We start from the raw sequence: 22,187 nt of genomic DNA on the forward strand, positions 1-22,187 counted from the left end.
CTTTTAACCGCAAAGAGGGCAAGGTTACAGCCGCTACTATCGAGCTGTTCTAAAGAAGTGGCATATTAGCTATGTAAGGGAGGTTCTGTAAATACCGGCTATTTCATTGCAGGTACACAGAACCTTGGAGTATCCATCCAACAGCCTTTGTAAACCTTCAATGATAACATATCATCTTGTTCCTCTTAATCAAAGAGAAAAATTTAGATGCGAAATCTCCAGTATTGAAATCAATATCCTGGACATGGCAGAAGTTTCCAACATATGAAGGCTATCAATTGTCAAAACAGCTTAATGTTGAGATTCAAATGTTACAGTGTTGGGCTAAATAATATGAAGCAATTGTCACCCTGCACATGAAGTGTAACGAAACAGTTGGACGATTTTTTTATAACAGATCTCTTTTCCATTGGAATTACGATAGTGGAGCCGAAAAGTTTATTAGTAGAAAAACCATATAAAAAAATATGAAATGATACAAAATATGAAAATGATGATAAAACAAGCAAAAACGATTCTAAAAGCAAAAACATGAAAAAACAAAACCTCTTTTTATTCCTATTGCTCTTTCTGGGTAATATGATACTGTACGCACAGTGTATCGTGAACGCAGGAGGGAACACCACAATATGTGGCACATCCTACACCTTGCAGGGCTCGTCTGGCAGTGCAGGAACCCCAACCTGGACACTTGTCTCCAAGCCGTCCGGAGCACCAGATCCCATAATTAGTAATGTGAATTCCTTAACCCCCAATGTTACAGGAATAACATCCCCTGGAAATTATGTATTTCAAGTAGAACAAGATTGTGGTATTTCTGGCTCGGCTACTTCTCAGGTGATCATTACGGCACCGGGAGACTCCTCAACATTTACAGCAGGACCGGATATTACAAATGTTAATGCAACCACAGGTACCGTTACACTGAATGGTGTTGTACCTGCCGGATATACCGCATCATGGAGTGCCTATAATATTTACAGATGGGAGCGAAGCAGTGTAAAAACTAGCCAAAACTCACAGTTTAGCTCGACAACATCGGCAACAACAACATTCAGTCTTATTAATAAAGCCAATCACGATATTGATCCGGCCTATGTAGTGACACTAAGAATAACCTCTACTAACAATCCAAACTGTTGGTACGAGGATTCTGCTATAGTGCGTTTTATCCCGAATCCGCAGATATTGCCGACTGTGTCTACCTCACGATGTATTTCGGGTACAGGAAATCATTACGTTGCGCTTCAAAGTACATCCCCTAAATTTTCTAAGGGATATCCTACCTCCCCAGGTTCATCAGGGAACTTTGGTACAACTATTACCATGAATGTGATCAGCCAACCATCAGGTGGAAATATTTCCTATTCGAATATTTATGATGATAATATATATTTTACCGGTGCAAATGTTGTGGGAGTCTACAAGTTCACTTTGACTGTAGCTAATGCCAGCGGAACCTACACAACACCGGAAATCACGTATACTTTCACTGGAACAACTCCTAATCCGGTAAATTTTCTGGTACCTTCAAGACCGGAGCAAATGATGATTTATGATAGTGGTAATTCAGGTGGGGAGGTACATTGCGGGTATGCAGGGCAGTCTACCCCCATTACATTTTATTATACTGTCAATTCTGCAGATAACCCTACAACAATCAATACAAGTGCAGCTTCATCAGGCATTACTCCTCCAGGAGGTGCACCTGTTGTAACAAACGGAGGAGCAGGTACCGCAACGAGATCGGCTACTATAACACCGCCCTCGGGAGGATGGCGTGTAGGAACGTATAAGTTTTCCATCACAAGAGAAAATGCTGGGGCATGTTCTGCTACACAAACTTATTACATTCATATTTCGGATGGAAGCCGTCCGGATGTAACCGTACCGACTACTACGGTATGTTACCCGGGGAGTGGTGTAGTGACAGCAACAATTCCCTTACCTGCAGTTTATAAAGGAGTAGTAAACACAAGCTATTTCCAAGATTTTAATGGACGTTACAGATTAACATTGGTTTCAAAACCTGCTGGTGCAGCAGATCCAGTATTTGAACCTTATAACAATACATTATTTACCAATACTTCGACTACAATTTCCAACTTGAATACGCAGGGTGAATATGTATTTAAAATAAAAGCAGATACTTATAATCCAAGTGTCGGAGCGTTTTTAGATAAAGAATATGTCTGTTCCGGAACTTCCTTAGAAAGTAATTTTTCGGTGTTCGTATCAGCACAGGTTGGGGCTAATGCAGGATCTACTCAAACATTGATAGGGACATCCCAAACAACTTTCAATGCCAATAATCCAGGGGCAGCTACCGGTTTATGGACGCTGTTATCTAAGCCTGTGGGAGCAACCGATCCGGTAATTGCAACACCATCAGCCTACAATACCAACGTGACAGGATTTAATACGCCGGGGACCTATACCTTCAGATGGACAGTGACAACAGGGAGTACATGTTCTACTACAAGTGATTTGACAATAAACGTCATAAATGCTGCAGCAGGAGGTGTTTCCGGGGCTGATTTCTGGGTGAAATCAGATGATGCGGGTACTATTGCCACAGCGTGGAAAGATCATTCTATAAATGCAAATGATATTCCTGCAGTAGGAACATGGACACTTTCTGCAGCAGATAGAAGTCATAATTTTAATCCGTACACCACAGGATATTCTGCTTCAAAATTCTTCTATAATTCTACTTCGGTAATGAATTCTACCAATGGAGAGTTGGCCAACACCAATACATCTATTTTCTCTGCGGTAAGACCTACAACAAACGGAACAGGACGTATTACAGGGATTGATGATGATGTAGCATATGCGTCAGAACCAGGAGTTTCTATTGCAAACGGAGCTCCAAGACAGTATGAATATTATAATATCATTACATCAACAGATTTTCCAACCACATTCAATATCGGTATTTCAAATATCTTCTCTGCAATAGCTAATAACTCTGTTGCGAACGGAGGAACTTCAGCTTCCCTTGGAGGAGAAAAAATATTGGGTTTAAATGGTTCTTATCAAACAACTCCATTTGCAGGTACCAATAAATTCCAGATTTATGGGCGTAACTTAAGAATAGGCCATGCAGGCTGGGATGCTCCGGGTGCATTCCCTGGAGATATTATGGAAGTTGTTTGGTACAAGCGTACATTAACAGCGAATGAACAGTCAAGAGTAAACTCATACCTTGCGGTGAAGAATGGTGTTACTTTAAATGAAAATTATCTTTCTACCGCCAGCGCTGTAGTTTGGGACAGAACCATTAATACTGGCTATAACAACAACATCTTTGGTATTGCAAGAGATAATATTACGTTACTGCATCAGAAACAGTCTGGTAGTGTAAACAATGGACAGAAGCTAGTAATTTCCACTACCGGGTTCGCAGACAGCAATGCTGCAAACAGCACAGATTTACTAAATGATCTTCAATTCTTAATGACAGGAGATAACGGTTTGAAGCAAAGTCTTGCAGTACCTTTGAATTATACCGCAGGTTCAAACGGATCAACCAACTATCGTTTTGAATCGATCTGGAAAGTTCAAAATTCAGGAAGTATAGGAACTGTTACTGTGGCATGGCCAAAAGGTGTGAAAAACTTGTATTTAGTGCAGTCTTCCGACGCAGCTTTTGATCCAACAGATACATTTACCCCAATGACTACAGAAGTTACTGTAAATGGTGTGGTATATAATACCGTAAATGTAACATTAGCAAACGGACAATTCTTTACCTTCGCAGGTTTCGGAAACGCTCCGGGTGGTGTAGCAACCGGCTTGTCTTACTGGTATAGAGCCGATAAAAACGCAACCAATACAGGAGCTGCAACAGATGTAACAGGATTGACGGATATGTGGAACGGAACTACCGTTGCACAGTTGGGAACCAACGCGTTACCAAAGTATGTACTGGGAACGTCCAACTATTTCAACTTTAATCCTGGAATTAATTTTACAGTAAATACCCAATCATTAGGTAATATTTCTGTACAAACTTTAACTTCTCTTAATTATGACATCTTTACGCTTACAAAAGAAGGCATGATTGGTACAAGATTCTTCAATATAGGTAGAAATAATACAACATTCGGCGGTGATAACTGGGATTCCCCTGCTTTCGAACCGGGAGGAGCTATAGTTAGAAGAACCAACACTGGTGCTGGACCTACTTATTGGGCTAACCCAGGGAATCCTTTTGAGGTGGGAATACCAAGTATCGTCTATACAACTTTTACAGATGTTAATCTTAAGAAAGGAGTTAATGGAAGCACACTGCTTGGTCCGGGTACCAACCATAGTGCTATCGGAGCGGTAACTGGAGGGCATATATTTGGCCGAAATGCAGGTACCCTGACAGGAGGTGACGATGCCGGTTTTGTAGGGCACATCGGAGAAACTATCGTGTATGGCGCAGGCACATTATCGAATGTAGAACGCAGAAGAGTAGATTCTTACCTTGCCATTAAATATGGAATTACATTAGGGCAAGTGGCTACAGACCACTATCTGGACACAGACGGTAATATAGTATGGAATGGAGCTTCTAATACTGCTTATAATAGCAATATCTTCGGAGTATCAAGAGATGATATTGAAGCTTTTGAGCAGAAAGTATCAAAAAGTGTAAATACAGGAACGATACTTACCGTTGCCACTGTAAACGATTTCGTCAATCCAAATCAGGATGCAACTCGTACAGGATTTACCAACGATAAAACATATTTCTTATTAGGAGATAATAATGTGACGGTAACACCTCTTGTTGATATTACTATTGGAGGAAACACTTGGAAGAGAATTCAGAGAACATGGCTGTCTCAGCGTAAAAATACTCCGGGTGCGCTGTATTTTGAGGCAGATCTATCGATGTATGGAGCTAATTTTTCCTTAGGAAGTACGGTTTGGATGCTTGTTGCAGACGATGCCGCATTTACAACCAATGTACAAAATGTTGCAGGAACATATACAAATGGGAAATGGGTATTTAGCAATAATTTCAATGCAGATAATACGCAGAGATATATTACTTTCGCAGGTGTTGCGCCAAGCTATTGCGTTACCGGTGACTGTAATCCAAATACCTTTTTAAATACCTCAGACCCTAACACCATAGAGTACGACAATATGGTAAGCACTTTCCACAGTACCTTGATGCGCGACGCATCTACCGGTGCGCTAATGGTGTGGGGTGAAAGAATGGCAAACAATGGTACAGGTCACGTATTGTCACCTATGGAGGTCAATAGTACCAACTACCCGGCATTGACCGGTGATATCCTTAAGTTTGCCGGAGGAAGCAATAGTCAAAATATTGAGCAACAAGTCGTTTTAACCACAGACGGGCTATTTGCCTGGGGTGGTGAAGCTCATTTGATTCATACAGATCTTACCAGCAGTACTGCCTTTCAAAAGATAGGTGTAGGAACCTATGGAGTCAATGGCGGTGCGCCAAAAGCAGACGGTTTGCCTGACGGCGTAGCTCCCCAAGACGTCAAAATGTTGTTTGGTGCTTACCAGACCTTGGCATTAACCACCTGTTCTGGTGAAGCATGGGTACTGGCGCAAGATGTCAATAAATACAGCGATGGAGCAGCAAGTTCCGCTGCAAACGATAAGCTATGGCATCGGGTACATACCGATGCAACTACACCGCTCAACAACGTAGTAGCTATACGTGGAAGTGGTAGAGGCTTACTGATGGCGTTAACCGCCACCGGCGAGGTATATACCTGGGGAACCAACACAAGGTTGGGGAATGGTACTGCTGCTGCAAACAGAGCATTTGCCACACCAATGACGATACCGGCAGGCGTAACCCCAAAAATGATAGGGGCATCCGTAAACACTTATTATATATTGGGTACCAACGGCAATCTCTATAGTACGGGAGAAGGAACCTTCAGACAGTTGGGTAACTTTAGTACGGCAAATAGCAACACCTGGGTACAGGTACAAAAATCGTCGACAGCGGGTGATTACCTTACCAATGTGGTCTGGATTAGTCCAAATGAACATGATTTTACTTTAGCTGCCATCAATGTACTCACGGCAGACGGTAGGCTATGGGCTTGGGGAAATAATGGTTCTCAAATGCTTGGAGGAACAGGTACTAGTATAAATCCAACCGAGATGCCGGGCAGTATTCCTTCTGCTAATCCGTATAACATAGGGAAATTGAATTGGACAGACAAAGTGATTGCCGTAGAAACCGGTGGGCATACTTCAATGATTGTAAAAGAGAATAACCCAAAATACGGCTATGTAGGGCATAGGGTTAATGGAAGTATGGGAGATGGTACAAGCACAGATGCTGCGGAGGATGAATATAACTTTGCTGACACCCCAGAGATCGATCTTTGTGGAGCGCCAACGCAAGGGGCTTGCTCCGGTCCTGATTCTGACGGAGATGGTATTCCGGATATGTGTGATATGGATGATGATAATGATGGTATTTTGGATGTTTTTGAATGCAGTGATTTAGACCCAAGTATTGATTTTAGTATTGCTAACGGTAATACGGTTACGTTCAATGCTCCGGCAGCAGATCTAGGTTTTATATTTGATATTTACTCGTTAGACAATTCGTTCAATTTAAATATCAATGGAGTAAATTTGGCAACCAACGAGATAGACTTCCAATCTAGTCATGCTACCCGCAATATCAGATTTGCAGATGGATCACAGTATGGTACTGGAGGTATTCCTGAAATTTGGTCAATGACAGGAAATAGTACAACACCAATTGTCAGAATTATTATCGGTCCTAACGGTTCTATTTCAATGCTGGGCAGTAAATCCACAGGTGGAAATCTATATCCACTAGAGCTTTTTAACGGTACAACATTTAATACAGTAGTTTGGAATAACAATTCAAGTAATACGGTAATTGCTTCGCAACAGGTTGTTGGAGCAACTAATATGACCGGACATGGAACAGGATTTAAAAAAGGATTTTGCGACCCTGATGGAGACGGTATTTCTAACGAATTGGATTTGGACTCTGATAATGATGGATGTTTAGACGCAATAGAAGGCAGCGCTAATTTTGTAGCGGCTAATTTGATAACAGCCGGTGGAACCGTTACAGTTGGTATAGGTTCAGCTGCATTAAATCAAAATTTATGTGGAGACGGTTCTTGCGTTGACGCAAATGGTATCCCAATCACCGCAGGAGCAGGGCAAGGCATTGGAAGTTCACAGAATTTAGCTATTAACGGCTGTCAAACTGGATGCTATAAGCCAGGAATTACAACAGGTACTCCATTAGATACCAGGGTAGGAATTACTTCTCTTAACAGAGCCGGAGCGACAGACATTGACAATTGGCCTATGACACGTAAAGGTGGATGGTTAGCATTAGAGTCAAAAACCAAAGGATTTGTGCCAAACCGCGTAGCTTTCAGTGGAGGTAATCCTGTAGGTATTGCACCTGCCAACTTTGTAGAAGGAATGATGGTATATGATACGACCAATAAGTGCATGAAGATGTACACCCTTAAAGATGGTGATACTTCTATGGCCTGGCATTGTATCACTACACAGACTTGTCCTGATTAATTAAATGATTTAACAAACCTAACAGGTTTTCAAAAACCTGTTAGGTTTTTAAAAAGACAAAAGTATCAACCTAATCTTCCAGTAGAAATGGTTTGCTTAAGAATTGTAGAGAAAAGGAGTTAACCTTTTCATAAGTACCAAAAATACTGTTCGTATTAATAATTAGTAAAAATATTCAAAAAATGAAATCAACAATTATCACAACATTAATATTATCATTAGCTTGTTTACCAGCTAAGTCACAAGTGGCAATAGGTAAGCAATCGGTAACTAATATATCGGTTTCACTGGAATTTGCCAGTACAGAGAACAGAGGGCTTATTCTTCCTTACATTACAGACAAAAGTAGTATTACAGAAGAGGGAAGTGTCATTTATGATACAACTGACCATAAAGTAAAATATCTAAAAGATAGTGGAATGTGGGTCAATCTTAGCGAAGACGATGGAACAGTATCTACGATAGGTACAGCAGATCTGTCAGTACAAGGATCTGATAAGGTAGAAAAACCTACGGCTAAAACTGCTATCGGAACAAATGGAGCAATGGATACCACAAGCGGAATCCTGGTTTTAACAGATGTAGATAAAGCAATGATTCTTCCAAATGTTGCAAGTCCACATTTAAATATCATCAATCCTGCATCAGGCATGCTGGTGTATGATACCACAAAAAAACAGCTTGCTGTTTACAATGGCAAAGTATGGTCTTTCTGGAAACCATAAAGTACTTACTTTAAAATATAAATTGATCCTTGTAAAGTTTCAAAACATAACAGGTTGGTATAAAATCATTAATCAATTGCAATGTAGCTTGTTTCTTTATTCAGAAAGCTGATAAAAAGATTGGGGAAAGAGGTAAATATGTACGATTGCAACATCAAATGCTACAGGAACTCTAATGAGATGACTTTGTAATGACAAATGGGAGGATTTGAGAATGGATTTACAAGGACTTGGAGGGATTATGAACTTACAAGTTGTAAAACAATGCCCAACTATAGCGGAAAGTTATTAAACTTTTGAGCATACTTCAATAAAAATAATAACACAAATTAAATATATATAATGGATTTTAAGAACATCCATATTGGTCAATTAATAGAAAAAACAGTTGCAGAAAGCAGGATAGAAATGTCCCGTATTTCTAACTTTTTGAAATGTAGTGATGAAGATGTCAGGAAAATGTACCAATCAGAAAACTTACCCACTAATATCTTATTACGATGGAGCAAACTTTTGGAATATGATTTTTTTCGATTATATTCCCAGCATTTGATTTTATATGCTCCTGGAGTGAGAGAGGAAGGAAAAGCAACCAATAAAAAATATTCGCTTCCGAAGTTTCGAAAAAGCTTGTATACAAAGGAAATCATTGATTTTATAGTGGAACAGATTGAGTCTGAAAAAATGACAAGAGACCAGGTGATACTGAAATATAGGATACCTAAAACTACATTATACAAATGGATCACCAAATACAAAGTTAAAATGTAAGAGGATGATTTCCTCCATAAATGTAAAGAAAAGGTAAGTTTTATCCTAATATAATAATAAACTAAATTCTTCCTAGAAAATAGGAGAGATCTATATCTCTCAAAATGGTAAGACATGAAAATAGTTTTACCAATAAAAATTGATTTTGATTGAGTTATTGATAAAGCTTATATAACGAGGTTTAAAGAAAGATACACAACAGAATAATCTTGTTCAAGAAAATACTTTTGTGAAAATTGTTAAAAGTAAGATTCTCATCAACAGGAACCCATTAGAATGCAGGAAACTGTTGGGTATCATGGTAAATCTTCGCAAATAATAATAAAGAATTTTTTATGAAAATAGATTCATAATTATTATCCATGTAAAAATTCTTTTAATAAAAAGTTGGCTAATGATATTGATAAAAGTACAATCATTAAAGCTCAATTAATTTCTAAAATTAGAATTATAAAAATTAGGTAGAAATTTAGCTATATATAAATTAACCCTAAATAAATAACCCACATGACAAAAAAAAAATATTCAAATAGTAATCCTGATTATAAAGCTATTTATACAGATATTTTATACCAGAAATTTCCAGATAAATTGCACAAATGTTTACCCTTGTTGAATAAAGTATACTTGTCAGCCATAGATATTCTTAAGCTAAACAAAAAAATTTTTGGACCATCAGAAGAAGAATCAATAAAGATAAACAAGAGATTTCATTCATACAATAAATCTGATATTTTACAAATATTAGACTATCAGAAACAGAATAAATTAAATAATAAACAACTCGCCAACCATTATCAACTGAGTAGAAATACTGTTACTAAATGGAAAAAAATGTTTTTGTAAGAGGGATTCGAAACAACTCTTTAAAAACATTGTCAATAGATTGGAATCTGATCTGTTAATTCAGACTTATGGCACATACTTGTGGAATAAGATTTCAACCATCATAAAGAACTCAGGTTGCTCAAGCGCAAGTTTTACCTCATGGATATGAGTGTGGTTCCGCAGCAATAATGGAGCTATCAAATTGCATACTGTATTGGACTATGATGGTTGCCGGCTGGTATTTGATGACTACCGATGGCAAGGCGTATGAAAATTGAAAAAGCCAACAGTTTTTCTTTTCCCAAGCTAAGTATTATGGTTTCCGTCCTATATTGTCTTAGATTGAGCAAGCAATTATTCTTCTAAAACTATATTGGAATTACTATATTTAATATCGAAAAATTACAATAAGCAAAAATAGAAAGAAATACTGGAACCTTTTCCACAGTACAGTTTACTCCAGATGAGAGAGCGGGATTTAAAAATGGTGATGCAGCATGAGATTTTAAAAAAGATCGCTCACAAACAACTTACGAGTATTAATAAAAAAGCGTATCCCATTTTCCAGAGTAAAGCCGACCAAGTTTTAGAGGATATAGATGCTTATGTTGATGAATCTGAAACAATACCTGATGTTATATTCTTAGATCTACCGGGAACTGTGAATACCGCTGGTATTTTAAAAACTTTGACGAAAGTCCATTATATTTTTTCTGCCATTACTGTGGATCGTTTTGTGCTGGAAAGTACGTTAAGTTTCACCCATGTTCTGACCAATGTATTAATGAAAGAAACTCAAACGGGAATTTGGGCAGTCCATCTTTTCTGGAATCAGGTGGATGGAAGAGAACGGACGTTGCTCTACAAAAACTACAGTAAAGTGATTTCAGATTTAGGGCTGCCACTTATGGAAACAAGCATTACAGACAGTAAAAGATTTAGAAAGGAAGGAGAGGCTATTACAAAGACTGTTTTCCGATCGACTTTACTGCCTGCAGATCCTAAATTGTTAGCTCAGTGCAGGCTGGATCAATTTGTAGAAGAATTTTTAGGAATTGTAAAACTATAAGAGTATGGAATATGAAAAAAATAACAATGATGATAGGGGGATCGATGAACAATATCTGATGTCCATTATGGCAGGAAGTCCTAAGAAGGAAGTTATTTCAAAAACTGATGATCCTCCAAAGGAGAAGGGTGAAGCAAAAAATAAGTTGAAGAATAAAAAAACATCAGATTTAAGTTATGTTGAGCAGTTTCTTACTCATCATACAATGACTAAGCGGGGTGATAAAAGTATCTATATCCGTCCTGAATATCACGAGCGCCTCTCACGCATTATTCAAATCATTGCCGATGACCAGATTTCTCTGTATGCTTATCTGGATAATATACTGGCGTATCATTTCGAAATGTTTGAAAAGGAAATTACTGATGATTTCAATAAAAAATACCGTCCCATTTTTTAATATCATTTTATGGAAAAAATAATCATTACAGGTTTATTAATCGCTATCATTCTAATTCTTCTCGACAGAAGATTCCCAGTCAATGTCCGTGCGAAAGATAGGGGTAATACTAAGAAAAGTTCTCCACCGATAATGGGAGATATTAAGCAAACAAAAAGAAAAGGTTGGCCAGTTGAAGCCACTGAAAGCCACCTTGAATTTACTTCATTAGCAGAAGATAATTTTGAATCAGAAACAGGAGACGGGAAAGCTGAGGATGTAACCGAGAATAAAAACCTTGATGATATTCTAATCAAGGATAATTGGGGGCAGGAGGAAGAGGATTGGAAGTATCAGGACTCTAATATCGAAAGCGGGTTTGCTACAGGGGTTACCTTTCAGGAATTGAGTACTGCGGGTCAGCTGTTACAGCGGAAAATGCTGGAACCTGATTTAGAACAGCAAGCAGTTGCTATAATTCAAAAAATTCATGGGACCGAGCTTTTTGATCTTTTGGAGAATTCGTTGGGGGAGGCTTCGAAGCGTATTTCAAATTTGTTAAGTCAGAGCATTTCGAATGATGTTCAAGGCATATCTTCCAGTTACAAAGATGGTGTTGAAGGTTTCGATATTGGGGAGTTTGTTTAGGCAAATTCCCCTTTTGTTATTAATAAATTTCAACTAAGATCTGTTATCAAACAATTCATGCAGTTTTTTCTGCAGAACCTTTTTGTCGGGAAGCTGCGTTTTGTATTCAGAAACCATTGTCGGAGAAAGACTTCTACTCAGCGCATATTCTACTACTTCGCTGTCTTTGTCTTTACAAAGCAGTACGCCGATGCTTGGATTTTCGTTCTGACGTTTAACATCCCTGTCCAGCGCTTCCAGATAAAAGTTAAGCTGACCCAGATGTTCGGGTTTGAATTTATCTGCTTTCAGTTCGAAAGCGACAAGGCATTGCAGCCCCCTGTGGAAGAATAAAAGATCGATATAAAAATCAGAATTGCCGACCTGTACTTTGTACTCTTCGCTGATAAAAAGAAAATCCCGTCCTAACTCCAGGATAAAATTTTTCATCTGCTCAATTAAACCTTTTTGGAGATCATTTTCATTGAATGTTTCAGGCAGATTTAAAAAGTCAAATACATAGCTGTCTTTAAATGTATTGACTATATCAGCGTTAGTTTCTCTCAACACTGTTGAGAGTTTTGAATTTCCAATCATCGTTCTTTCAAAAAGGCTGCTGGATATCTGTCTCTCTAACTCCCGGAAGCTATAATTTTCCTGTTTGGTCAACTTGATATAAAATTCCCTTTCCTCGATTGATTTACATCTGGAGAATATGGACAGATTATGAGACCAGCTGATTTCTCTCAACAGTGTTGAGATTTTTGGAAATTCCTTGTAAGTCTCATAAAACTGCTTCATTCTCCAAAGATTCTTATCCGAAAAACCTTTTAGTTCAGGTTCATGAGTCTGGATAAACTGAGAAAGTTCTTTAACCACAGATTGTCCCCATTCACTCAGCTCAACCTTTTTGCTGATATACTCACCAATATTCCAGTATAGATCGATGAGTTCCTCATTGACTTTTCTTATCGCATTGTTACGAGACTGTTTGATGAGCTCAATAATATCTGTGAACCTTTTATCCATGATTTCTCTTTTTTGAAATTCCTTACAAATTTACAATTAATTATACAGGAATTCTGACTGGCGCACGGTTCTTTAACAGCCAAAAGATTCCATCCAATGCCATTCCTGTTACTGAGTATCTAGACTCGGAGATCTTTGTCTTCAAGCCCGTAAAGTGCGGGTTTCATAATCAAAAAATCTATTTATTATGAAAAAACAAAGAAAAAAATTGCTGTATGCTGTTTTAACATTGGTAACAATTAATTCGGTATTTGGTCAAGGCAATGGTTCAGCCGGGATTAACGAAGCTACACAGATGGTCACTTCTTATTTTGAACCCGCTACACAATTAATTTACGCCATCGGTGCAGTCGTCGGACTCATCGGAGGCGTAAAAGTCTATAACAAGTTCAGCAGCGGTGATCCTGACACCAGTAAAACCGCTGCAAGCTGGTTTGGAGCATGTATCTTCTTAATTGTTGCCGCAACCATTCTTCGTTCATTCTTCCTTTAAAATATTGACTATGAATACCTATCATATCAATAAAGGAATAGGAAGGACGGTAGAGTTCAAGGGACTTAAAGCACAATATCTCTTTATCTTCAGTGGAGGACTCTTAGGAATATTGATCTGTGTCATGGTTATGTATATGGCAGGCGTCAATACCTATCTGTGTTTAATTCTCGGAGGAGTCAGCAGTGGACTTCTTACCGGGCAGACTTTTGCACTGAATGGAAAATACGGTGAGCATGGTCTGATGAAATTAGGCGCACGCAAGAGACATCCAAAATACATCATCAGTCGAAAGAGTATTTATCGGTATTTGAGAAACAATCGTAAAAGAACAGAAGTATGAGAAATTCTTCCAAAGCAGCAACCTTGGAAAGTAAATTCCCATTGCTTGCGATTGAAAATGACTGTATCATTTCAAAGGATGCTGATGTTACTGTTTGCTTTAAGGTTAGACTCCCCGAACTGTTTACCGTTGCTTCCGCTGAGTATGAAGCCATGCATTCCGCTTGGTTCAAAGCCATTAAAACGCTCCCGGATTTCACCATCGTTCACAAACAGGATTGGTTTATCAAAGAAAACTACAATCCTGATTTGTCAAAAGAAGACCAGAGTTTTCTTTCCAAATCATTTGAAAGACATTTCAATGAAAGACCCTTTTTAAATCATTACTGCTACTTGTTCATCACAAAAACCAGTAAGGAGAGAATGAGGATGCAGAGCAATTTTTCTTCTCTCTGTAAAGGCAAGCTGATTCCAAAAGAGATTAAAGACAAAGAAATCATTGGTCGTTTTCTTGAAGCGGTCGATCAGCTGGAGCGGATTATGAATGACAGTAGTTATATCCATCTGGAAAGGATGACAGAAGATGAGATAGCAGGAACTTCCGAGAGGTCAGGACTACTGGAACAGTATCTGACTCTATCCCGTGAAACCCATCCGTCATTGCAGGACATCAAATTAGGCTCAGAAGAAATGAGAATTGGTAACAACCGGATTAGTATGCATACCCTATCGGATACGGAGGATTTACCAGGCACAGTCTCATCACATAGTCGGTATGAGAAGTTAAGCACCGACCGCAGTGATTGTCTTCTTTCATTTGCTTCTCCGGTGGGACTTCTGCTCAATTGCAATCACATTTATAACCAATATCTGTTCATCGACAACAGTGATGAGAACCTTCGTCAGTTTGAAAAATCTGCAAGGAATATGCACTCTTTAGCCAGATATAGCAGAGCCAATCAGATCAATAAGGAATGGATTGAAAAGTATTTAAATGAAGCACATTCATATGGTCTGCAATCTGTTCGTGCTCATTTTAATGTGATGTCATGGTCTGATAATTCTGCTGAGCTCAAACAATTAAAAAATGATACGGGTAGTGCGTTAGCCTTAATGGAATGTAGGCCCCGTCATAATACGACAGATACAGCAACATTATATTGGTCAGGAATTCCGGGTAATGCAGGAGATTTTCCTAGTGAAGAAAGCTTTTACACATTTATTGAACCTGCATTGTGTTTTTTCACAGAAGAGACCAACTACCGGGATTCACCATCACCTTTCGGGATCAAAATGGCTGACCGCCTAACGGGAAAGCCTATTCATTTGGATATTTCGGATCTGCCGATGAAACAGGGGATTATTACCAATAGAAATAAGTTTATCCTTGGTCCATCGGGCAGTGGTAAATCATTCTTCACCAACCATATGGTGCGACAGTATTATGAGCAGGGAGCGCATGTTCTTCTTGTAGATACCGGAAATTCCTATCAGGGATTATGTGAACTCATTAAAGGAAAGACCAAAGGAGAGGACGGGGTTTATTTTACTTATACTGAGGACAATCCTATCGCTTTCAATCCATTCTATACTGATGACGGCGTTTTTGACATTGAAAAAAGGGAGAGTATAAAAACCTTGATTCTGACCCTGTGGAAAAGAGACGATGAACCACCAACCCGTTCAGAGGAAGTGGCACTCTCCAATGCAGTCAGCGGATATATCGAAAGAATTAAAACCGATGACCAGCATCCTTCTTTCAACGGATTCTATGAGTACGTCAAAGATGATTATCAGAAAGTATTGGAGCAAAAGAAAGTCAGGGAAAAAGACTTTGATATTGCCAACTTTCTCAATGTGCTGGAACCTTACTACAGAGGAGGAGAGTATGACTATCTGCTCAATTCAGAGAAGCAGCTGGACTTATTATCCAAGCGTTTTATTGTCTTTGAAATCGATGCTATTAAAGATCATAAAATTCTATTTCCTATTGTAACCATTATCATAATGGAGGTCTTTATCAATAAGATGCGAAGACTCAAAGGAATCAGAAAACTCATTCTCATCGAAGAAGCCTGGAAAGCCATTGCCAAGGAGGGAATGGCTGAGTATATCAAGTACCTGTTCAAGACCGTCAGGAAATTCTTCGGAGAAGCCATTGTAGTAACTCAGGAAGTCGATGATATCATTCAGTCACCGATTGTGAAAGAAAGTATCATTAATAATTCGGATTGTAAGATTCTTCTTGACCAAAGGAAGTATATGAACAAGTTCGATGATATTCAGGCGATGCTGGGATTGACTGATAAAGAAAAGTCCCAGGTGCTGTCGATCAATATGAACAACGATCCGAGAAGGCTGTACAAGGAAGTCTGGATTGGACTGGGTGGAACGCACTCTGCAGTCTATGCCATTGAAGTTTCAACACAAGAATATCTGGCATATACTACAGAAGAAACGGAAAAGATGGAAGTGATGAATCTTGCATCGGAACTTGACGGCAATGTCGCACAGGCCATCAAGAGGATTTCTCTTAAGAGAATCAAATCGAATAGAAAAGACCATTAAATCATTTAAAAATGTACAACAATGAAAAATTTAATCATTAAAACCTTAATGGTAGCATTCTTTGCTACCGTAACCTATACAAAAGCACAATTTGTCGTAACAGACCCTGCAAACCTGGCTTCGGGAATTTTGAACTCAGCCAATGAAATTGTACAGACTTCTTCAACAGTATCTAACGTTGTTAAGAACTTCAATGAAGTTAAGAAAGTATATGAACAGGGTAAAGAGTATTATGACCAGCTGAAAGCCATCAATAATCTGGTCAAAGATGCCAGAAAGGTTCAGCAGACCGTCCTTTTAGTGGGTGATGTTTCTGAGATGTATGTCAACAATTTCGGTAAAATGCTGAATGACCCCAATTTTAATGCTCAGGAATTAGCTTCCATTGCCAATGGTTATTCTGCGCTTCTTACGGAGAGCACGGAGCTATTGAAAGAACTCAAAGAGATCATCACTTCTAACGGTCTTTCTCTGAATGATAAAGAAAGGATGGATGTTGTTGACCGGGTTTATAAAGAGGTCAAAGCGTATCATAATCTGGTACGATACTATACCAATAAAAATATTTCGGTCAGTTATCTCAGAGCAAAAAAACAGAACAATACCCAAAGGGTGCTGGATCTTTACGGAACCTCCAATCAAAAATACTGGTAAGATGGAACCGAATAACTTACACGAAGTACTTCGTTCCGTTTATGAGGAAATGATGCCGATGTGCGCTGATATGGCTGCTGTGGCAAAAGGGGTCGCCGGATTAGGCGCTTTATTCTATGTAGCACTAAAAGTCTGGCAGTCATTGAGTCGTGCAGAATCGATTGATTTGTTTCCCATGCTGAGACCTTTTGCCATAGGCATCTGCATTATGTTTTTTACCACATTGGTTTTAGGAAGCCTTAATGGAGTGATGAGCCCGATTGTTCAGGGCAGCCACTCCATGTTGGAGAATCAGGTCTTGGATATGAACGAGCTGCAACAGAAAAAAGATCTTTTAGAACGGGAAGCGATGCTCAGGAATCCGGAGATAGCTTACCTGATTTCAAATGAAGAATTTGATAAAAAGCTGGAAGAGCTCGGATGGTCACCATCGGATCTGGTCACGATGTCCGGAATGTATATTGAACGAGAAATGTTTGCCATCAAAAAAGATATTAGAGATGGTTTCCGGGAGTTTCTTGAAATTCTGTTTCAATCGGCAGCCTTAGTTATTGATACCATCAGAACATTCTTTCTGATAGTGCTTTCAATATTAGGACCTATCGCATTTGCGATTTCAGTTTGGGATGGTTTCCAAACTACTTTAACTCAATGGTTGACGAGATATGTTAGCGTTTATCTATGGCTTCCTGTTGCTGATATTTTCAGTGCCATTCTTGCCAAAATACAGACTTTGATTTTAGAACGGGATATCGAGATGCTCGCAGATCCCACTTTCATTCCTGATACCTCCAATACCGTGTACATCATCTATATGGTGATTGGGATTATCGGATATTTTACGGTGCCAACGGTTACGGGCTGGGTGATTCAGGCAGGAGGTGCTGGCAATTTCATGCGTAATGTGAACCAAACTGTTGCAAAATCAGGTAATGTCGCAGGAGCGGCAGTAGGTTCTGCAACAGGAAATATTTCAGGAAGATTATTAAAATAAAAAATAGAGTTATATGGAATTTAAAACATTAAGAAATATTGAAAGCAGCTTTAAGCAGATCCGCTTATTTACGTTCGTTTTTGCGGTGTTGTGTTTTGGAATTGTAGGGATTGTGGTATTCAAATCCTATCAGTTTGCCGAAGAGCAGCGTCAAAAGATCTATGTGCTGGATAACGGCAAATCATTGATGGTAGCGCTATCTCAGGATATGTCTATCAACAGGCCTGTAGAAGCAAGAGAGCATGTGAGACGATTTCACGAATTATTCTTCACCATTGCCCCAGATAAGAATGCTATTGAAAGTAATGTCAAAAGGGCTTTCAATTTGGCTGATCAATCCGCATTCAATTACTATAAAGACCTTCAGGAAAAAGGTTACTATAACAGAATCATTTCAGGTAATATCCAGCAGAGAGTTGAGGTAGACAGTGTCGTTGCCAACTTTGATAGTTACCCTTATGACGTAAAAACTTATGCAAGACAATTCATTATCAGGTCCAGTAATCTTACCATCAGGAATTTAATTACCAACTGTTCATTGGTTAATTCTGTACGGTCTGACAGCAATCCTCAGGGATTTATCATTGAAAAATTCAACGTGCTTGAAAATAGAGATGTCGAAACTGTTGAACGCTAATAAGACCGATATGAAAAAACTAAGAGATACACTCGAAAATTATGTTGTAAAGATTGATAAACACTGGAAATCTCTTCCGGTAGAGCGACAAAAATTCCTGACCAAGGTTTTCTTTGGTGGTTATGTTTTGATAACTGTCATCGTCATTGTCAATATCTGTATTTCTACAGGTCAAAGAAGTAATACCATTTCTATCAATCATATTGACGGCATTTCTAAGAAACCTATCGAAAAAGGATCGAAGCATAATGAAATAGTAAACTCATCCACTAAAAAATAGAATATGAAAGATTCAGAGAAAATTAGAGTGACAGAAAATGATCTCTCCCAAAATTCTAACGGAGTGAATGATCATCCCAAGGCTCAATGGGAAAGATTAAAGAAACCTTTCATCTACTTTTTGATGGCTGCTGTATGTGCATCTTGCTTTTATCTCATCTTTAAGCCCAAAACCGATCATACCATTATTGAAGAGGCCGGCTTTAATGCAGCTATTCCAAAGGCAAAAGACGGTCAATTGCAGTCTGATAAGCAAAAGGCTTATGAGCAGCAGTTATTAGAGCAAAAGAATGAAGAAAAGAGAAATTCAATAACAACTTTATCAGATTACTGGAATGACCAGAACGGTGTAAACTATAATAGCAACCCACCTTCTTCAACATCCAATAGAAGTGTACTTCAGCAATCCGATCAGAATGCTCTGAACAGTTATCGAAATGCACAGCAGACCTTAAGCTCTTTCTATAATCGGGATAATCAGGAGGTCAATAATCTGAGGAAAGAAATTTCAAGGCTAAAGAATGAGTCAATGCAAAATCATGCTGTTCCTGCGGGTCTGGGAATGAACGACCAGTTAGAGCTCATGGAAAAATCGTATCAAATGGCTGCTAAGTATCTTCCAACGATGCCAAAGCAGGAAAAACCAGCAGAAAAAGAAGAGGTCGAAAAGCCAACGGAAAAGAAGGTTACACTGACTTCAGCAATACCGGTACGTTCCAATGTTGTTTCCTCATTATACAGAGACCGGTCGGATAGTGCTTTTGTCGCAGGTTTGAATCAGAATCGATTTTATGACAGTCAAAATGATTCAGAAAACTCAGTTCAAACAAAAAACGCAATAAGAGGTGTGGTCTATGAAACTAAGACTTTGGTCAATGAAAGTACATTATCTATAAGGCTTTCAGAAGCGATGAAAGTCGGACGAGCTGAAATTCCAGCGGGGAGCTTACTGATTGCAGTAAGCAAATTTCAGGGAGAGAGGCTTCAGTTAAAAATATCTTCCATTCAATCTCAAGATAATATCTATTCTGTAGAAATCAATGTTTATGACACTGACGGTCAGATGGGATTGTATGTTCCTTATTCAGCGGAGCAGAATGCGGTAAGCGACATTGTAGCTAATATGAGCCAGACTTCCGGTACCAATATTATGGTAGCCCAATCAGCAGGACAACAGATTGCAGCTGATCTGAGCAGGGGAGTAGTACAGGGATTGTCGGGTTATTTTCAGAAGCGAGTCAGACAATTGAAAGTAACTGTAAAAGCGGGCCATCAAGTCTTCCTCTTACCCAAAAATAACTAATCAAAAAAAATAAAAATGAATACACAAAAGAGTCATTATATTCTCATTATGCTATTACTTCTATTAGTAAGCAAGGCATTTGGGCAGGATTCTGTGACAACTTATATTTCCTTGGAACAGGCAAAATTAGAGCCTTTCAGGATACAAGTTACCTACAATAAAACCAGCCATTTGATATTTCCTACATCAATACGATATGTTGACCTGGGAAGTGACTTCTTGGTTGGCAATAAGGCAGAGCCTATCGGAAACGTTCTTCGGGTTAAGTCAGCTGTCAGGGATTTTGAAGAGGAAACTAATTTTTCGGTCATTACTGAAGATGGAAAATTTTACAGTTTTGATGCATCCTACAGTTCTTATCCGGAAATACTCAGCTATGATTTAGTAAAACTTCAGAGAGGTATGGAGAGACAGGATTCTGATGTATTATTTGAAGATCTTAAAGGAAGCTCAACATCTTTCACTTGGCTCATTATGGAAAATCTTTACAGGAAAAGCAACAGAACTATTAAACATATTGTTTCAAAAAGCTACGGAATTGAATTTTCAGTCAGGGCACTGCACGTTAATGACAGCAAGTTTTATTTCACATTGCAGGTTAAGAATCAAAGTAATGTGGGGTATGCTATTGAATGGGTCAATTTTAAAATTGTCGATAAAAAGAACTTAAAGCGAACGGTCGTTCAGGATAAGATTTTAAAGCAGGTTCGTACCTATTTCCCGGAAAGGATAATAGCTGATCATTCAGACAGTAAAGGGATTTATATGCTTGATCAGTTTACACTCTTAAAAGATCAGGTTTTGGAGATTGAAATTCTGGAAAAGAATGGGGGAAGGCATCTGAAAGTACAGCTTGAAAATGAAGATCTTGTTCATGCAAGATTGATAAACAGTTTAACCATTAAAACGGAGTAAGATGCACAAAATATTTTTAACAGTCATCTTCATGATGATAATGGGTAGCAAAATATTTGCTCAACAGATGATTCCTAAGCAAATTGGTGTTGAATTTACCTATTCGGTATTTCCAAAATCTCCAGAAAAACAAAATTATATGTTAAGTACTGGGCTTGTTTCTTACTCGAAGAATGGTAATTACTTTTTTGGACTGGCAGAATATGGTAGAAAATATTATAAATACACAAGCGGCGATATCCCGATAGATAGTTTCCTGCTGAGCAGTGGGTACAGTTTTTATGTTTGGGGAGACTTCATGCGAAATGTCAATTTTAATCTGGGAATTGGAGGTCTTGTTGGTTACGAGCAGATTAATAGAGGTGATGAATTGTTGTATGATGGATCAAAGCTTAACTCTACAGGTAATTTTATTTATGGGACGAACGGTAAGCTGTCTATTGAAAGCTATCTGACTGAGCATTTAGTTTTCCTGGTCAACGGGCAACTTCGCTTTTTGAAAAATAGTCAAATGGTTAATTTTCACTCTCTGCTGGGGGTAGGAATAAGATATAATTTCTAAAAATAATGAAAAATGAAAAATATAATTAATACAGCTAAAATACAACTAAAGTGTTTCTTGCTACTATTTGTGATTGGACTATTTGTACAATCATGTGAAAAAGATGATTTGGAAATTCAGCAGAATTATCCTTTTAAGGTGTCGGTTATGCCTGTTCCTAAGGATATCGCTAAAGATGAGTATGTGGAGATCCGTATCAAAATTATTCCTGAAGGTAATTTTGCTGACACCAAATATTATCTTCGATATTTTCAGTTTGAGGGAGCAGGAAAGCTGCAGTATTATAACACTCAACCTTACTTTCCTAATGATATTTATCCTCTTTATGAGAAAGAGTTCAGATTGTATTATACTTCAACCTCTGAAGTTTCACAATCATTTACGGTATGGCTTTCAGACAGTTTTGGAAATGAGGAGAAAATTGAATTTCAATTCAACAACAAAAAGCTAAACGGATAAATACTATTTCTTTAGCTTACAAATATATATTTCCA

Annotated in this window: 19 protein-coding genes; 18 read left to right on the plus strand and 1 reads right to left on the minus strand. The window is 38.4% G+C overall.

All coding sequences use genetic code 11. The features are described from left to right. The first annotated feature begins 531 nt into the window (after positions 1 to 531). The 7 genes from J2Y40_RS00455 to J2Y40_RS00485 all read left to right on the plus strand — a co-directional run bounded on the left by J2Y40_RS00455 (position 532) and on the right by J2Y40_RS00485 (position 11,998). Entirely contained in the window at positions 532 to 7,578 is a 7,047-nt protein-coding gene (locus tag J2Y40_RS00455; RefSeq protein WP_309995728.1) for a hypothetical protein, read from the plus strand. Positions 7,579 to 7,760: 182 nt separating this feature from the next. Then, complete coding sequence (locus J2Y40_RS00460; protein WP_309995731.1) at positions 7,761 to 8,303, plus strand: hypothetical protein; 543 nt, start codon at positions 7,761 to 7,763, stop codon at positions 8,301 to 8,303. 342 nt (positions 8,304 to 8,645) lie between these two features. Continuing rightward, on the plus strand, positions 8,646 to 9,074 hold the full coding sequence (locus tag J2Y40_RS00465; protein WP_309995733.1) for a transposase: 429 nt from the start codon (positions 8,646 to 8,648) through the stop codon (positions 9,072 to 9,074). Positions 9,075 to 9,581: 507 nt separating this feature from the next. Further along, the gene (locus J2Y40_RS00470) at positions 9,582 to 9,920 is read left to right on the plus strand and encodes a helix-turn-helix domain-containing protein (RefSeq protein ID WP_309995736.1); all 339 of its coding nucleotides are present in this window, start codon (positions 9,582 to 9,584) and stop codon (positions 9,918 to 9,920) included. A 466-nt stretch (positions 9,921 to 10,386) separates the two neighbouring features. Further along, positions 10,387 to 10,971: a ParA family protein gene (locus J2Y40_RS00475; protein WP_309995739.1), complete on the plus strand. Its 585-nt coding sequence runs from the start codon at positions 10,387 to 10,389 to the stop codon at positions 10,969 to 10,971. Between the two features lie 4 nt (positions 10,972 to 10,975). After that, positions 10,976 to 11,371, plus strand: a complete 396-nt coding sequence (locus tag J2Y40_RS00480) for a DUF3408 domain-containing protein (RefSeq protein WP_034692228.1) — start codon at positions 10,976 to 10,978, stop codon at positions 11,369 to 11,371. A 9-nt stretch (positions 11,372 to 11,380) separates the two neighbouring features. Further along, positions 11,381 to 11,998, plus strand: coding sequence for a hypothetical protein (locus J2Y40_RS00485; protein WP_309995743.1), 618 nt, complete (start codon positions 11,381 to 11,383; stop codon positions 11,996 to 11,998). 33 nt (positions 11,999 to 12,031) lie between these two features. On the opposite strand, the gene J2Y40_RS00490 is transcribed toward J2Y40_RS00485, so the two are convergent. Further along, entirely contained in the window at positions 12,032 to 13,006 is a 975-nt protein-coding gene (locus J2Y40_RS00490) for a YhcG family protein (RefSeq protein ID WP_002980937.1), read from the minus strand. 187 nt (positions 13,007 to 13,193) lie between these two features. Here J2Y40_RS00490 and J2Y40_RS00495 point away from each other — a divergent pair, with 187 nt between their 5' ends. From J2Y40_RS00495 to J2Y40_RS00545, 11 genes are all read left to right on the plus strand, one after another. Continuing rightward, entirely contained in the window at positions 13,194 to 13,499 is a 306-nt protein-coding gene (locus tag J2Y40_RS00495) for a DUF4134 domain-containing protein (RefSeq protein WP_045495720.1), read from the plus strand. 10 nt (positions 13,500 to 13,509) lie between these two features. Next, on the plus strand, positions 13,510 to 13,842 hold the full coding sequence (locus J2Y40_RS00500; protein WP_309995750.1) for a DUF4133 domain-containing protein: 333 nt from the start codon (positions 13,510 to 13,512) through the stop codon (positions 13,840 to 13,842). Further along, a complete protein-coding gene (locus J2Y40_RS00505) occupies positions 13,839 to 16,349 on the plus strand; it encodes a TraG family conjugative transposon ATPase (protein WP_309995754.1) in 2,511 nt (836 codons plus the stop codon). The genes J2Y40_RS00500 and J2Y40_RS00505 overlap by 4 nt, the downstream gene beginning before the upstream one ends. Before the next feature lie 48 nt (positions 16,350 to 16,397). Beyond that, positions 16,398 to 17,003, plus strand: a complete 606-nt coding sequence (locus J2Y40_RS00510; protein WP_034692369.1) for a DUF4141 domain-containing protein — start codon at positions 16,398 to 16,400, stop codon at positions 17,001 to 17,003. 1 nt (position 17,004) lies between these two features. After that, entirely contained in the window at positions 17,005 to 17,997 is a 993-nt protein-coding gene (traJ, locus tag J2Y40_RS00515; RefSeq protein ID WP_309995757.1) for a conjugative transposon protein TraJ, read from the plus strand. Positions 17,998 to 18,010: 13 nt separating this feature from the next. Then, the gene (traK, locus tag J2Y40_RS00520; RefSeq protein ID WP_007846384.1) at positions 18,011 to 18,634 is read left to right on the plus strand and encodes a conjugative transposon protein TraK; all 624 of its coding nucleotides are present in this window, start codon (positions 18,011 to 18,013) and stop codon (positions 18,632 to 18,634) included. 10 nt (positions 18,635 to 18,644) lie between these two features. Further along, on the plus strand, positions 18,645 to 18,914 hold the full coding sequence (locus J2Y40_RS00525; protein WP_309995762.1) for a hypothetical protein: 270 nt from the start codon (positions 18,645 to 18,647) through the stop codon (positions 18,912 to 18,914). 3 nt (positions 18,915 to 18,917) lie between these two features. Continuing rightward, a complete protein-coding gene (traM, locus tag J2Y40_RS00530; protein WP_309995765.1) occupies positions 18,918 to 20,216 on the plus strand; it encodes a conjugative transposon protein TraM in 1,299 nt (432 codons plus the stop codon). A gap of 15 nt (positions 20,217 to 20,231) precedes the next feature. Further along, positions 20,232 to 21,131: a conjugative transposon protein TraN gene (gene traN, locus J2Y40_RS00535; RefSeq protein ID WP_309995768.1), complete on the plus strand. Its 900-nt coding sequence runs from the start codon at positions 20,232 to 20,234 to the stop codon at positions 21,129 to 21,131. Positions 21,132 to 21,198: 67 nt separating this feature from the next. Further along, positions 21,199 to 21,693, plus strand: a complete 495-nt coding sequence (locus tag J2Y40_RS00540) for a conjugal transfer protein TraO (RefSeq protein WP_309995771.1) — start codon at positions 21,199 to 21,201, stop codon at positions 21,691 to 21,693. A gap of 12 nt (positions 21,694 to 21,705) precedes the next feature. After that, positions 21,706 to 22,152, plus strand: coding sequence for a DUF3872 domain-containing protein (locus tag J2Y40_RS00545; protein WP_002980926.1), 447 nt, complete (start codon positions 21,706 to 21,708; stop codon positions 22,150 to 22,152). Positions 22,153 to 22,187: the final 35 nt, after the last annotated feature.

It is taken from the genome of Chryseobacterium sp. 2987 (genome assembly GCF_031456375.1).
Classification (GTDB): domain Bacteria; phylum Bacteroidota; class Bacteroidia; order Flavobacteriales; family Weeksellaceae; genus Chryseobacterium; species Chryseobacterium vaccae.

Excerpts from the sequence above, each read along its gene's own strand:
- J2Y40_RS00545 (WP_002980926.1), top strand. The coding sequence starts at position 21,706 with ATGAAAAATATAATTAATACAGCTAAAATACAACTAAAGTGTTTCTTG.
- J2Y40_RS00540 (WP_309995771.1), top strand. The coding sequence starts at position 21,199 with ATGATTCCTAAGCAAATTGGTGTTGAATTTACCTATTCGGTATTTCCA.
- J2Y40_RS00485 (WP_309995743.1), top strand. The coding sequence starts at position 11,381 with ATGGAAAAAATAATCATTACAGGTTTATTAATCGCTATCATTCTAATT.
- J2Y40_RS00525 (WP_309995762.1), top strand. The coding sequence starts at position 18,645 with ATGAAAAAACTAAGAGATACACTCGAAAATTATGTTGTAAAGATTGAT.
- J2Y40_RS00480 (WP_034692228.1), top strand. The coding sequence starts at position 10,976 with ATGGAATATGAAAAAAATAACAATGATGATAGGGGGATCGATGAACAA.
- J2Y40_RS00465 (WP_309995733.1), top strand. The coding sequence starts at position 8,646 with ATGGATTTTAAGAACATCCATATTGGTCAATTAATAGAAAAAACAGTT.
- traK (WP_007846384.1), top strand. The coding sequence starts at position 18,011 with ATGGAATTTAAAACATTAAGAAATATTGAAAGCAGCTTTAAGCAGATC.
- J2Y40_RS00505 (WP_309995754.1), top strand. The coding sequence starts at position 13,839 with ATGAGAAATTCTTCCAAAGCAGCAACCTTGGAAAGTAAATTCCCATTG.
- J2Y40_RS00460 (WP_309995731.1), top strand. The coding sequence starts at position 7,761 with ATGAAATCAACAATTATCACAACATTAATATTATCATTAGCTTGTTTA.
- J2Y40_RS00510 (WP_034692369.1), top strand. The coding sequence starts at position 16,398 with ATGGTAGCATTCTTTGCTACCGTAACCTATACAAAAGCACAATTTGTC.
- traM (WP_309995765.1), top strand. The coding sequence starts at position 18,918 with ATGAAAGATTCAGAGAAAATTAGAGTGACAGAAAATGATCTCTCCCAA.
- J2Y40_RS00475 (WP_309995739.1), top strand. The coding sequence starts at position 10,387 with ATGGTGATGCAGCATGAGATTTTAAAAAAGATCGCTCACAAACAACTT.
- J2Y40_RS00455 (WP_309995728.1), top strand. The coding sequence starts at position 532 with ATGAAAAAACAAAACCTCTTTTTATTCCTATTGCTCTTTCTGGGTAAT.
- J2Y40_RS00495 (WP_045495720.1), top strand. The coding sequence starts at position 13,194 with ATGAAAAAACAAAGAAAAAAATTGCTGTATGCTGTTTTAACATTGGTA.
- J2Y40_RS00500 (WP_309995750.1), top strand. The coding sequence starts at position 13,510 with ATGAATACCTATCATATCAATAAAGGAATAGGAAGGACGGTAGAGTTC.
- traJ (WP_309995757.1), top strand. The coding sequence starts at position 17,005 with ATGGAACCGAATAACTTACACGAAGTACTTCGTTCCGTTTATGAGGAA.
- traN (WP_309995768.1), top strand. The coding sequence starts at position 20,232 with ATGAATACACAAAAGAGTCATTATATTCTCATTATGCTATTACTTCTA.
- J2Y40_RS00490 (WP_002980937.1), bottom strand. The coding sequence starts at position 13,006 with ATGGATAAAAGGTTCACAGATATTATTGAGCTCATCAAACAGTCTCGT.
- J2Y40_RS00470 (WP_309995736.1), top strand. The coding sequence starts at position 9,582 with ATGACAAAAAAAAAATATTCAAATAGTAATCCTGATTATAAAGCTATT.